Raw genomic sequence first — 12,175 nt, 5'->3', positions numbered from 1 at the left:
ATGGAAAACGAAATTCTCGCCCTGTTCGAAAAAGTATTATCCCGTAAAGTGGGCTTTCACGATGAACTGATTGAATCTGATATTCTCGACTCTATTCTGGCAGTCGATATGGTGCTGGAAGTGCAGGACGTTTACGGCTGTATGATCCCGCCAACTGACGTAGCGACGGTGTTGAAGACCCCGGCAGATCTCGCCCGCTATATTGAAGAGAACCGCTAAGCCCCGCTGTATGACCCCGCCCTGGGGGCTCTGGCGCGCCGCACCAGAGCCCTGAATGCAAAATGAATACCTTTCACGGGAATGAAACCCACCGCTGATATGATTTCTCCTACACTTTAGGGGTCGTGTTGTTTTTAACAGAGGAGTCTGCGGTATGGCATTCGTAACAACGAAAGACGGCGTCAACATTTATTACAAAGACTGGGGTCCGAAAGAAGCTCAACCCATTGTTTTCCATCACGGCTGGCCATTGAGTGCCGATGACTGGGATAACCAGATGCTCTTCTTCCTTGCAGAGGGCTATCGCGTTATCGCTATCGATCGTCGTGGTCATGGACGTTCGGATCAGGTCAGTGAAGGTCACGATATGGATCATTATGCGGCCGACGCGTCGGCCGTGGTTGAAAGCCTGGATCTGCACAATGCCGTGCATGTCGGTCACTCTACCGGCGGCGGCCAGGTCGCCCGCTATGTAGCGAAATACGGCCAGCCGCAGGGGCGCGTCGCCAAAGCGGTGCTCGTCAGCGCCGTTCCCCCGCTGATGGTCAAAACAGAGAATAACCCCGGCGGGACACCCATCGAGGTGTTTGACGGCTTCCGTAGTGCGCTGGCAGCCAATCGCGCGCAGTTTTACCTCGACGTAGCCAGCGGCCCTTTTTACGGTTTTAACCGGGATGGCGCGGAGGTTTCACAGGGTACGATTCAGAACTGGTGGCGTCAGGGAATGATTGGCAGTGCCAAAGCGCACTATGAGGGGATTAAGGCGTTTTCAGAGACTGACCAGACGGAGGACTTAAAAGCCATCACGGTTCCCGTTCTGGTAATGCAGGGCGATGACGATCAGGTCGTACCGTATAAGAATGCCGCCCTTCTGCAGGACAAGCTGCTGGCGAACAGCGTGCTGAAAATTTATCCAGGCTTCCCGCACGGGATGCACACCACGCATGCGGAGACCATCAACGCGGACATTCTTGCGTTTATCCGTTCATAAAGGTCAGGTTTTAAATTCACGCCAAAAGAAAAACCCCAGCTTAACGAGTAAGCTGGGGTTTATATCTGGCGGAAGCGCAGAGATTCGAACTCTGGAACCCTTTCGGGTCGCCGGTTTTCAAGACCGGTGCCTTCAACCGCTCGGCCACACTTCCTAAGTGAGGCGAACTATAAACACCTCACCGCGTGCTGTAAAGAGTGGCTGCAATCGTTCGCTGTAAAAATAGCCAAAACGCGTTTAATCGGTTGAACTGACGACATATCGGCGATTTTAACAGCATAACATTCAGCCCGCCCTCTTAATGCTTTTTGATGTACATGTCTTTTGTGAAATAGTACCCGAGCTTATCCGGTGTGAATCCCCCTACCCACGGTTTGACCAGGTGGGTACGAACGTAGTGATAAACCGGAATGGCTGGCACATCACGGCCAAGCAGATCCTCCGCCTGCTGGTAGAACTTACCCCGTTCCCCGGCTGTTTTCGCTTTCGCGGCGTTGATCAGGGCCTGGTCGTACTCCGGATTGCTGTACTGGCTGGTATTTTCGCTGTCGCCGGTACGGAAGTTGTTCAGGAAGGTTGCTGCATCGTCGTAGTCCGCAATCCATGCGTAACGCACCGCGTCAAAGTTGTGGGTGTGCATGGTATCCAGCATGGTTTTCCACTCCTGATTTTGCAGCTTCGCGTCCACGCCGAGGTTTTTCTTCCACATGGAGCTGGCGGCAATCGCGATGCGCTGGTGCGATTCAGAGGTGTTATAAAGCAGGTTGAAGCGCAGAGGATGGCTTTCGTTATACCCCGCTTCGCTGAGCAGTTTTTTCGCCTCCGCGATGCGCTTGTCCAGCGGCCAGCTGGCGTAATCCGGGTTCTGCAGCTTGACCCCACCGATGTCCGGCTGGCTAATCAGCCACGCCGGACGCTGCCCCTGCCCTAACACTTTCCCTGCAATGATGTCTTTATCCAGCGCCATATTCAGCGCCTTACGCACGCGCGCGTCGTTGAACGGCGGGCGCGTGGTGTTGAACTCGTAGTAATAGGTCGCGAGCTGCGGTGAAACGTCCAGCTCGCTGCCAAGGGTTTTCTTCAGCTGGGCAAACTGGTTAATGGGGACCGTGTAGACAATATCAATTTCACCCGCTTTATAGCGGTTCACATCCGAAGCTTCAGAGGTGATGGGCAAATACGTCACTTTGTTGATAACGGTATGCGCATTATCCCAGTAGCGCGCGTTACGCTCCGCCACAATGCGTTCGTTGACCACCCACTGAGAAAGTTTATACGCCCCGCTGCTGACGAAATGCTCCGGCTTGGTCCACTTATCGCCAAAACGCCCAATCAGCACTTTGTCCACCGGTACCAGCGACGGGTGCGCCAGCATCGCAAGGAAAGCCGCGTTTGGCTGCGTGAGCGTCACTTCCAGGGTGGTATCGTTAATCGCTTTTACCCCCAGCGTATCGGGGGCTTTTTTCCCCTGGGCGATATCGGCCGCGTTGGCAATATGCATGTTGCCCGGATAGCTGGCATACGGTGACGCCGTTTTAGGATCGATCAGGCGCTGCCAGCTCCAGACCACATCTTCTGCGGTAATCGCTGTCCCGTCGCTCCAGGTGATGCCCGGCCGCAAATGGAACGTCCAGACGGTATTGTCTTTGTTCTCCCACTTTTCCGCCAGCCGGGGCTGAATTTCACCCGTCGGGGAGACGCTCACCAGACCTTCGAATAAATCGCTGATAATATTGAATTCGACATCGCTTTCGACTTTATGCGGATCGAGCGAAGCCGGTTCACTGCCATTATTTCTGACCAGTTCCTGTTTCTCTGCCAGCGCGGTTCCTGCCGGGACGTTGGCCGCCCAGGATGCCGTACTGGCGCACAGGATCCCGGCGGTAAGTAAAGAGAGTGTAAAGCGCGTGCGTGTTTGTGGTTTCATGTCCTTCGCCTTATTGTCTGTTTTATGACGATCCGGAGATAACTCTTAGCGCCACAAGGGTAATAACGCAATATTTTTCAGTAACCTATAAGAGGTTGATCTGGTAAATTTTCTCAAACCGCTGTTCATTCTGGTGAAATGCATTTCTGCAGAAGAAATAACCATCTCCTTCGCTAACGTGCTGAGTAAAGATGGGTAAAACCACTTTGAGACTGGCTCGCCGTTTCCTATTCTTTCCGCTAATTACATCTGTCATAAGAGAGTGACTCATGGATCGTATTATTACTTCTTCACGCGACCGCACATCGCTACTCAGTACCCACAAGGTGCTGCGCAATACCTATTTCATGCTCAGCCTGACGCTGGCGTTTTCGGCGATCACTGCCACCGCCAGCACCGTGCTGATGCTGCCGTCTCCGGGGCTGATCCTGACGCTGGTGGGGATGTATGGGCTGATGTTCCTGACCTACAAAACCGCGGATAAACCGGTCGGTATTCTGTCCGCGTTCGCCTTCACCGGCTTCCTGGGCTATATCCTGGGGCCGATTCTGAACGCGTATCTGTCTGCCGGTATGGGCGACGTGATTGGCATGGCGCTGGGCGGTACCGCGCTGGTGTTCTTCTGCTGCTCGGCCTACGTGCTGACCACCCGTAAGGACATGTCCTTCCTCGGCGGTATGCTGATGGCGGGTATTGTGGTGGTGCTGATTGGTATGGTGGCAAACATCTTCCTGCAGCTGCCTGCTCTGCATCTGGCGATTAGCGCGGTGTTTATCCTGCTGTCATCTGGCGCGATCCTGTATGAAACCAGCAACATCATTCACGGCGGTGAGACGAACTACATTCGCGCCACCGTGAGCCTGTATGTATCGCTGTACAACATCTTCGTCAGCCTGCTGAGCATTCTGGGCTTCGCCAGCCGGGATTAATTTGCATCACTGATACGAAAAAAGAGAATGCCCATGGCATTCTCTTTTTTTTGTCTTATTCTCCCCGGCAGATATAGGTAGGATAACGCCGGTCCTGAATCAGCCACACGGCGGGCGACAGTTCAGAGATCGTCAGGTAGTAACGTGCGGTCGGATAGGCGAAGCTTCCCCATTGAGCATCCGGGGTATTGTCATTGTGTCGACGCCAGGTTTTGGTGTAGCTCAATACAATGACGTTATCATCTTTCCGTTGCTCCCAGGTAAAGTCGACATCCCTGTCAACGATCAAACATTGCCCGCCAGCCCTTGCCGCGCCTTTGTAAGTCGTCAACCCGGTTCCATCCTGATGAAAATAGAACTGAGCAAAGGTATTGACCTTCACCTCACTTGCTTTTCCCTCATTGCGCGTGAAATTAAATTCTGTACTGCAGGCAAGCACATCCTTTTTACCCAGGCCGCCAGAATAGTAAAAAAGCGCTATTGCACCACCAACCAGTACACCGCTCAGCCCAAAAATAAGTTTTATTTTCATTTTTCAGCCCCGCTTTTATAACGAATGGTTTTGCACAGTCTGGTTTTACTTCCCGGGCAGGCACCAATGAAAACCTCATCCGCGGCGGAAATAGCAAAACGGGCGCTGAAATAATAAATATTATACTCTTCTCGCTCGCATGCCACGTTATTCGCCTCCAGCTGTTTCGCTAATTTCGATAACACTAACGGCCGTCCATGATCGTTAATTATCCAGATACTGCAACGCGCAATTTTTTCCTTAACTGGCGTGAGTTTCGCCGGAACGGTTATCCCCTGCGGGCGGCTAAAGTACAGGCATCCCCCTAGTGCAGCGACGATCGCGACCGCCGTAATCGCCCCCCTTTTCAGGAATGTGCGCCGCGGCTTTACGTCTTGCTGTTCAACCGGAGACTGAGAATCAACGGGTTGAATATTCTCCCGAGGCTGAAAAATCACATCGGCCTCAAAACGAAATCCATAGCGGGGTACGGTCACGATAAATTCATGCCCCTCTCCCAGCGACTGAAAGCTTTTACGTAATTCGCTTACCGCTTTATTGAGATTATTTCCTGATGGCGTAAAGCCGAACGCTTCCCACACGCGAGCGATCAATTCATCCCGGCTAAGGTCACGACCTCTGTGCTTAATAAACTCCTGTAAAAGACGAACGGCCGGTGCCGAAAGCGTTAATACAGACTCGGGTTGTCCAACAAGACTTATTGCATGTGATTCAGGATCGAATAACAACGAATTATTGCATATAAAAAACATCTTTTATTCTCGGCTGTTACCGCATGCTTTTTAATCCCTGGTACATCGACATGAAAATCACCTCCTGATCTGCTTATTTTGTAATCAGAAGGAATTTTCTTCCCATCCCTGGTCGCGGTATTTTCGCTTAACTATACAACCTTAAAGACAGAAAAGCAGGATAAAAAACTGTATTTAACGAGTTAATTAATACAAATTTTCACAAACCGCTGTTCTGGTTAAAGTTTCCCTGCCCTGAAGCGATACGAAAGCAGACGGTGTCCTGGTGTTAACGCGCCACCGATGAACTCAGAGCAGGCAGGCAGAATGTGAAACAGAAAAAAAGAGTGAACATGACAACCGCCTTTTATGTCGCCGCGCTGTCATTACCATTTTTCTCAGAAATGGCAATGGCCAATATGAGCGTGTACCCGATGGAACTTAACGTGGATAAGTCCGGGGCGGCGCAAATAAAAGTGGCTTCAAAAACGGATGATATTCAGTTCATTCGGGTGAGGCAAAAGAAAATTCTTAATCCCGGCACTGCCGAGGAAAAAGAGATTGATGTGGCCTCGTGGAAAGAAGGTGGCGTTGTTGTGACGCCAGAAAAATTTGCCCTGGCGGCTGGCGCAATGCGCGTCGTTCGTCTGGTATCGCTCACGCCACCGGAAAAAGAGACCACCTGGCGCGTCTATTTTGAAGGGGTAAAGCAACCTGACAGCATTATTCCAGGTCAGGCAGAAAGCGCTGCGGCGAAGGCGACATTGGGCGTCAATGTCATCTGGGGCGCCCTGATCCACCTCGCCCCGGAAAAAAGTGTGGTTTCACTCTCGATAGACCCTCGCAGGGGGACGTTAAAAAACAACGGTACGCTGCGCGTGCCGCTGAGAGAGATCGGTATTTGTGACGCAAATTCGTCGTGTAAATGGATTAAAGAAGACGCGACGATTTATCCGGACACCGAACGGAAATTAAAAACGCTCACAAAGACACAAGGCCATAAATATAAATTCCGCTACTTCAACTGGGTGAATAAAACCGCTGAAGAAGCTGATTTACCCGTCGTGCAATAACACGACGTTACCGTAAAGACCCCAAAGGGTTTGTTTAAAGAGCCAGGGTGCTCATTTGTAAATATGGAGATATCAATGCGTAAGTATTTTAAACCCCTGATGATTGTTGCCGCGATGACCACGTCCGTTAGCGCGCTGGCGATCCAAAAAGATATTACCGTCAACGCCAGCGTTGATTCACAGCTGGATATGACCCAGGCCGATAATACGCCGCTGCCGGCAAGCATCGATATGCAGTACCTGCCAGGCCGCGGTCTGGAAAGCTACCGCCTGAATACCAAGGTATGGTCTAACTCCGCCACCAGCAACGTGAAAGTCCGTCTGGTGAGTGCCGCGAAGCTGGCAAATGCCGACGGTGCTGAGTCCATCCCAATGACGGTGAAGCTGGGCGATAAAACCCTCTCTACCGCCGATGTTGAATATACCGGTACCGAACTGTTCCCGGGGAGCATTGAAAACGGTTCAGCGGTACTGCCGCTGACCATTTCTCAGACCACCAAAGGCATTCTGAAAACCGGTCAGTACAGCGGCGTTGTCAGCCTGATGCTGACACAAGCGACGACCACGGAAGGCGGTGCGTAACACCACAGCACCTAAGGAATAACGTCAGAGGGTGCCCACCCTCTGACGTCAGGATGATGTCGAGGCTCGTTCATGGCGTTTCACAGAAATACTCTCCTCTTTGTTGCTTTGTTACCCGCTTCCATCCAACTCGCCTGTGCCGGGATGACCGTCCCGGCAGGTTTTGAAGATCTGGCGAAAACCCAGCGCCTGTGGACAGAGGTAAACCTCTATGGTGAGTCGCTTGGCCTGTTTGAAACGGATATCACGCTTGAAACGGTCAGTTTTGTCGCACCTGAAACCGTTGTAGCAGCCATCAAACGACGGTTTAACGACGACCCTGCTCTCGTTGCCACCGTGTCTGCCACGCTGGCCGTTCCGCTTGCCCGTAACGGCAACCTGGCCTGCAGCAGCAACAGCTCCGCAGCGGGCTGCGATTACATTGATACCGACCGCGCGGCCATTATCTATGACGAGAATAACGCCCGTATTAGCCTGTTTTTAGACAAGAAATTCCTGCCTAAAGCCACCGCGGAAAATCAGTGGTATCAGCCCACGCAGGACACCGAAAATGCGCTTATCCATCAGCAGAATGTTAATTTTGTTGCCGACAGGGATTATCAGTCAGCCACCGTGCAGGGCAATGGCGCGCTGGCGCTCACGCAGGACGGCTATGTTAACCTCGACTGGACCTGGCTGGGACAGCGTTCAAGGCACCAGCAGCAACAGGAAATCACCGTTAACAATGCCTGGTTCCGCCAGGATATCTTGCGCCAGTACTATGTCCAGCTGGGCGAAATGGATACCCGCGATCTGTTCAGTAATGCCGGTGGAAATATCAACCTCAGCCAGCTGCCGCTGGGGAAAATTCGCGGCGTGCGCGCAGGCTCAACACGGGCGTGGATAAATCCGGTTCAGCAGTCAAAGGGAACCCCTATCACCGTGCTGCTTTCCCATGACGCGCGTATTGATGCCCGCCGTGGCAGTCAGCTGCTGGCCAGCTTTTACCTGAATGCCGGGGCGCAAACTCTCGACACAAGATCGTTTCCGGACGGGAGCTACACCGTCACGCTGTCGGTCTATGAAAATAACCGGCTAACACGTACCGAGCAGGTGCCGTTTACCCGAACCGGCATTACGCCATTCGACCGCGTCGAGTGGTTCCTGCAGGCGGGTGAAACCGACAATAGCGATCAAAACGAAGAACCCAGCGCGGTTGCGCAGGCGGGCGTACGCCTGCCCGTCACCGAGACCTTAGCGCTTACCAGCGGAGCAACGATAAAGCAAAACCAGCGCTTCCTGGAAAATGCGCTCGACTGGAGCCGGGGCTTCAACGCGGGCCCGATCGACGGCGTGCTGAGTACCCGGTTTAGCTACCTTTACGGCAGCGAAGGCCAGCGCGGCAATATTCAGCAAATCAGCTACAACGACGGTTTTTCACTGAGCCTCTATCGCAACGCGCTATCAGCGGAAAACTGCAACACCCGAAGCGCCGGGTTTGACGCCGTGAACGGCTGTTATCGCACCCTCTCGGTGATGTTTTCCGTCCCTGTCGGCGCCTGGTATGCGAGCCTCGGCTATTCGGATAACCGCAACGAAGGACGGTACGTTTCACGCCGGGAGCTGCCGGATAGCGACGATCGCCACGATGCGGGTTTGCCGTGGGAATCGGTCTATATGACCCGCTCGCGCTCGCGGGCCTGGCAGGGAGGCCTGAGCAATGCCTTTAGCACCCATGGTCTGAACATTAACAGCAGCGTTAACCTCTTCATGCGCAACGATGATGCCCGCGACGGCAGGGACAAAGGCGGCTACCTGAGCGTGAACCTGTCCATGGCGCATAACCGTCAGGGTGATGCGTCTAGCTATACCTCTCTGGGGGTGACCTGGCAGCACCAGCAGCGTGAAAAAAATCAGCTGAGCTACAACGTGGCGCATAACTGGTATAGCGATGCACGCGGTGAAAACGAGTACGGCCTTAGCGCATCAGGCATTAACAGCGACTCGCTGAATACCTCAGCCTATACGCGCCAGGGCGGGCGATATGGCAACGGCAGTCTGACCGTCAGCGACGCCTGGGATCGTCAGGACAGACGCCATACGCTGAGCACCAGCGGCAACTATAGCTCGACACTTGCGCTGTCGCGTTCTGGCCTGTGGCTGGGCCGCTGGAGCGACGGACGCCCTGCTTCCGCCGTCGCGGTTAACGTTGCCACACCGACTGATACCCAGGCTCCGAGCGTTGCCGTGTCGCTGGATAACAGCGGGAGCGCAGACATTCCGGGTAATAGCCGCGCCCTCTTCGCCGTACCGGGCTACCAGCAGACCACGTTGACGATTAACGAATCGCTGGATGTATCCCGGGGAGCCAGCAGTGAGATCACGCAAGGTTCAGGCAGCAGAACGCTGTTTATGGTGCCAGGCAAACTGCTGCGTCGGGATGTGCAAACCACCGCAAGCTACACCTGGCTCGGCCAGTTAACCGACGAGCGTCATTCGCCGTTTATCGGTGGTGTGCCGCTGAACGTTAACGGCTGGAGCGATCTCGGCAACGGCGGATTCAGCGCCCAGAGCGATGCCCTGCTGCATAACCTCTACCTGGTGCGTCAGCAGCAGTTTTATCAGTGCGAACTCAACGTGAAAAGTATGCGCGACGTGGTGCGCTATGTCGGCTCAATTCCTTGTCGGGAATTAACCTTCTCGGCCCTGCCGGATGCCGTCCAGCAGCAGGCACAGCTGATGCTCGCCGGACGATCGGTACCTGCCGGGCCAACTGCCATGAACGCCGACAACCTCACTAAAGGGAAATGATGTGATGAAGTACCTCTTTATTTTACTGTTGTTAAGCCTGTGGACAGGCCAGACGCTGGCGGGCGCCCCTGCGGGACGAAACACCAGCGTTGGGATCAGCTTCGATCGCACGGCACCGCCTGCGCGTTTCGATATCTGGTTGCATGAATCGGGCGGCTTTGACACCGCCGACCCGCAAAAGTGGGGACGTAATACCCTGACCTGTCAGTCCCGGACCGACGCCACGTACGGGGCCTGCATGAACTCTCCGGTCTGGTTCTCGGGTAACCCGGCCGCGCCCTATGCCATCAATTTACGTTTCACGCATACCCTCACCAGCAAGACGGTGGATATCAAGGTGTATGGCGATCACTACATGTTTATCAACAATAAAGTGTTTACCTTCGCCAGCTTTGTGACAGGCGGAACAGCCACAATTGCTGACTGGAACAGAGAGCCCTACTTCGATTTCTATATTGTGAAAAGCGAACTGGATAAGCTCGCCCTGCCGGGGATCTGGACCGCAACGCTGAAGCAGAACCTGCGTCAATGGGGGAGCGCCGACTGTGGCGGGAACTTCAATGACGTAAACGTCGGATGCCCTGGCTATCTCACTATCGCCAGGTGGCAGGCAAACATTCGCATTGAGGTGGTCGATCCGGGTAATCAGCAGATTTATCTGCCGGCATTTCCGCACTCCACGCCCATCGTTAACCTCAACCTGACTAACTTCCCGGGGCGGCCGGGTGGCAGTGAGATCCAGGGAGAAAATACGCTGGATATGTGCCTGTACGATGGTAAAAACAGCACCAGCACCCGCACCTACCTTCGGTTTGAGGACGACGGACTCGCCTCAGCGGGCCGTACTGAAGGTGCGTTTTCAATCAGGCGACGCGGAGGAAGCCAGACCGATGCGCGAGACCGTCTCGACTATCAGGTCTTTGTCACCCATCCCATCACAGGCGCAACAGACATCGTCGCTAACGGTAAAACCGTGGTCTGGCAAGGGACTAACGATCCGCAGTATCTGCGTCAGGTCGTCCTGCCCGGCGGACGCGAGAGCGTACTGTGCGTGCCAGCCCCTATTATCCTGAAAACCCCTTCATTTACTGCCAGCAGCAAAAATGCCGGGGATTACACCGGCACGCTACGCATTATCTACACACCCAGTACGTTATAAAGAGGCCGCCGTGAATTACGTTATTCTTGATAATAATCGCTTTTATGCCGAAGGTTTACGCTACGCCCTTCTGCGCCGTAACGCTCAAATGCTGGTTGAAAGCGGCGCGGTAACGTGGCGCCATTCGTTATTGGCCTGCGACACCCTCGTTGTGCGCTGCCGCTTTTCCGTCGCCGGGACGCATCAGGCGCTGGTTGAGATTCTGCTTCAGCTGGAGGCCAGCCGCTGGGAAGGAACGCTTTATCTGGTGTGCAATGAAAAAGGCTGGGCGCTGGCCACGCATCTGCGAAAGCGTTTTGCCACGCTGACCTCATATATTATTGATGACAGAATTGCCGTCGCGGATGCAGCGTATCTGCTTGCAAAAGAGCCCCGTCGGGTCCGCAGCCTGAATTGTTGCCTGACGGGCATGGAGTTCAATGTTCTCGACAGGCTGGTTAACGGGCAATCGGTAAGACATGTTGCGACAATGACGCAGATGAGCGAAAAACAGGTCTCGACGTACAAATGCAACGCGTTAAAAAAGCTGAATGCCAACAATCTGCTACAGCTTCTTCTGTAGACCGAAGTTTCTCATGCCGCCCCTTCTTTGCTAGACTAGGGGCGGTTTTTACTTTATCGACAGAGCACTATGTTCATTTTTGCAGGCCAGGAAATTGAGACCGATAGCGAAGGCTATCTGAAAGATACCACGCTATGGAGCGAACCACTGGCGGAAAAAATCGCCGAAAACGAAGGTATCACCCTCTCCCCCGAACACTGGGAAGTCGTGCGTTTTGTGCGCGAATTTTATCTCGAATTTAATACCTCTCCGGCGATCCGCATGCTGGTGAAAGCGATGGCCAATAAGTTTGGCGAAGAGAAAGGCAACAGCCGCTATCTGTATCGTCTGTTTCCGAAAGGCCCGGCTAAACAGGCCACCAAAATTGCTGGCCTGCCAAAGCCGGTGAAGTGCATTTAATAACGAATACTGAAGTTCTCGTATTCCCGGCCGGGTTGATGCGGTTCTGTTAGCACCCTGTCAACCCGCGCGCTGCGCGGGCCACCCGCTTTCAGCCACACCATCAGTTTTTCTACCTGCTTCGCGTCTCCACAGGCGACCACCTCAACGCTGCCGTCATCCATGTTTCGCGCATAGCCCGTGATCCCGAGCTGAAGAGCCTCACGCTGGGTGCTGTAGCGGAACCCGACGCCCTGAACGATGCCGTGAACCCAGGCAATAGTGCAAACTTTTGACATTTT

Annotated in this window: 13 protein-coding genes and 1 tRNA gene; 9 read left to right on the top strand and 5 right to left on the bottom strand. The window is 53.8% G+C overall.

Annotated elements, in window-relative coordinates; translation table 11 throughout:
* Together ACOTYN_RS16520 and ACOTYN_RS16515 are read left to right on the top strand one after the other, a co-directional pair.
* Positions 1 to 219, top strand: coding sequence for an acyl carrier protein (locus tag ACOTYN_RS16520; protein ID WP_023332630.1), 219 nt, complete (start codon positions 1 to 3; stop codon positions 217 to 219).
* A 154-nt stretch (positions 220 to 373) separates the two neighbouring features.
* Positions 374 to 1,210, top strand: coding sequence for an alpha/beta fold hydrolase (locus ACOTYN_RS16515; RefSeq protein WP_014883268.1), 837 nt, complete (start codon positions 374 to 376; stop codon positions 1,208 to 1,210).
* A gap of 66 nt (positions 1,211 to 1,276) precedes the next feature.
* Here the strand turns inward: ACOTYN_RS16515 and ACOTYN_RS16510 are convergent.
* Both ACOTYN_RS16510 and ACOTYN_RS16505 read right to left on the bottom strand, forming a co-directional pair.
* Positions 1,277 to 1,364, bottom strand: a tRNA-Ser gene (locus ACOTYN_RS16510).
* A 144-nt stretch (positions 1,365 to 1,508) separates the two neighbouring features.
* The gene (locus tag ACOTYN_RS16505; RefSeq protein ID WP_023338218.1) at positions 1,509 to 3,137 is read right to left on the bottom strand and encodes an ABC transporter substrate-binding protein; all 1,629 of its coding nucleotides are present in this window, start codon (positions 3,135 to 3,137) and stop codon (positions 1,509 to 1,511) included.
* A 269-nt stretch (positions 3,138 to 3,406) separates the two neighbouring features.
* Here ACOTYN_RS16505 and yccA point away from each other — a divergent pair, with 269 nt between their 5' ends.
* A complete protein-coding gene (gene yccA, locus ACOTYN_RS16500; RefSeq protein ID WP_013097244.1) occupies positions 3,407 to 4,066 on the top strand; it encodes an FtsH protease modulator YccA in 660 nt (219 codons plus the stop codon).
* 55 nt (positions 4,067 to 4,121) lie between these two features.
* Here the strand turns inward: yccA and ACOTYN_RS16495 are convergent, their stop codons facing one another.
* Positions 4,122 to 4,598: a hypothetical protein gene (locus ACOTYN_RS16495; protein ID WP_032637041.1), complete on the bottom strand. Its 477-nt coding sequence runs from the start codon at positions 4,596 to 4,598 to the stop codon at positions 4,122 to 4,124.
* Positions 4,595 to 5,350 carry a winged helix-turn-helix domain-containing protein gene (locus ACOTYN_RS16490; protein WP_032637043.1) on the bottom strand — a complete coding sequence of 252 codons (756 nt, stop codon included), beginning with the start codon at positions 5,348 to 5,350 and terminating at the stop codon, positions 4,595 to 4,597. Before ACOTYN_RS16490 ends, ACOTYN_RS16495 begins: the two co-directional genes overlap by 4 nt.
* Positions 5,351 to 5,658: 308 nt before the next feature.
* Here ACOTYN_RS16490 and ACOTYN_RS16485 point away from each other — a divergent pair, with 308 nt between their 5' ends.
* From ACOTYN_RS16485 to tusE, 6 genes are all read left to right on the top strand, one after another.
* On the top strand, positions 5,659 to 6,402 hold the full coding sequence (locus ACOTYN_RS16485) for a fimbrial protein (RefSeq protein ID WP_032637044.1): 744 nt from the start codon (positions 5,659 to 5,661) through the stop codon (positions 6,400 to 6,402).
* 75 nt (positions 6,403 to 6,477) lie between these two features.
* A complete protein-coding gene (locus tag ACOTYN_RS16480; protein WP_023332625.1) occupies positions 6,478 to 6,984 on the top strand; it encodes a CS1 type fimbrial major subunit in 507 nt (168 codons plus the stop codon).
* Between the two features lie 72 nt (positions 6,985 to 7,056).
* Entirely contained in the window at positions 7,057 to 9,774 is a 2,718-nt protein-coding gene (locus tag ACOTYN_RS16475; RefSeq protein ID WP_332957150.1) for a TcfC E-set like domain-containing protein, read from the top strand.
* Between the two features lies 1 nt (position 9,775).
* Entirely contained in the window at positions 9,776 to 10,933 is a 1,158-nt protein-coding gene (locus ACOTYN_RS16470) for a CfaE/CblD family pilus tip adhesin (RefSeq protein WP_200925087.1), read from the top strand.
* A gap of 10 nt (positions 10,934 to 10,943) precedes the next feature.
* Complete coding sequence (locus tag ACOTYN_RS16465) at positions 10,944 to 11,495, top strand: LuxR C-terminal-related transcriptional regulator (RefSeq protein ID WP_023332622.1); 552 nt, start codon at positions 10,944 to 10,946, stop codon at positions 11,493 to 11,495.
* Positions 11,496 to 11,564: 69 nt separating this feature from the next.
* Complete coding sequence (gene tusE, locus ACOTYN_RS16460) at positions 11,565 to 11,894, top strand: sulfurtransferase TusE (RefSeq protein ID WP_008499913.1); 330 nt, start codon at positions 11,565 to 11,567, stop codon at positions 11,892 to 11,894.
* Here the strand turns inward: tusE and yccX are convergent.
* On the bottom strand, positions 11,891 to 12,172 hold the full coding sequence (gene yccX / locus ACOTYN_RS16455; protein ID WP_023332620.1) for an acylphosphatase: 282 nt from the start codon (positions 12,170 to 12,172) through the stop codon (positions 11,891 to 11,893). The genes tusE and yccX overlap by 4 nt on opposite strands.
* Between the last annotated feature and the right edge of the window lie 3 nt (positions 12,173 to 12,175).

The organism is Enterobacter cloacae complex sp. IR5458 (genome assembly GCF_049238025.1).
Taxonomy (GTDB): domain Bacteria; phylum Pseudomonadota; class Gammaproteobacteria; order Enterobacterales; family Enterobacteriaceae; genus Enterobacter; species Enterobacter kobei.
The sequence above is the reverse complement of the archived record's forward strand: the minus strand, read 5'-3'. Positions and strand labels throughout refer to the sequence as shown.

Excerpts from the sequence above, each read along its gene's own strand:
- ACOTYN_RS16480 (WP_023332625.1), top strand. The coding sequence starts at position 6,478 with ATGCGTAAGTATTTTAAACCCCTGATGATTGTTGCCGCGATGACCACG.
- ACOTYN_RS16490 (WP_032637043.1), bottom strand. The coding sequence starts at position 5,350 with ATGTTTTTTATATGCAATAATTCGTTGTTATTCGATCCTGAATCACAT.
- yccX (WP_023332620.1), bottom strand. The coding sequence starts at position 12,172 with ATGTCAAAAGTTTGCACTATTGCCTGGGTTCACGGCATCGTTCAGGGC.
- ACOTYN_RS16515 (WP_014883268.1), top strand. The coding sequence starts at position 374 with ATGGCATTCGTAACAACGAAAGACGGCGTCAACATTTATTACAAAGAC.
- ACOTYN_RS16495 (WP_032637041.1), bottom strand. The coding sequence starts at position 4,598 with ATGAAAATAAAACTTATTTTTGGGCTGAGCGGTGTACTGGTTGGTGGT.
- ACOTYN_RS16520 (WP_023332630.1), top strand. The coding sequence starts at position 1 with ATGGAAAACGAAATTCTCGCCCTGTTCGAAAAAGTATTATCCCGTAAA.
- ACOTYN_RS16505 (WP_023338218.1), bottom strand. The coding sequence starts at position 3,137 with ATGAAACCACAAACACGCACGCGCTTTACACTCTCTTTACTTACCGCC.
- tusE (WP_008499913.1), top strand. The coding sequence starts at position 11,565 with ATGTTCATTTTTGCAGGCCAGGAAATTGAGACCGATAGCGAAGGCTAT.
- ACOTYN_RS16475 (WP_332957150.1), top strand. The coding sequence starts at position 7,057 with ATGGCGTTTCACAGAAATACTCTCCTCTTTGTTGCTTTGTTACCCGCT.
- yccA (WP_013097244.1), top strand. The coding sequence starts at position 3,407 with ATGGATCGTATTATTACTTCTTCACGCGACCGCACATCGCTACTCAGT.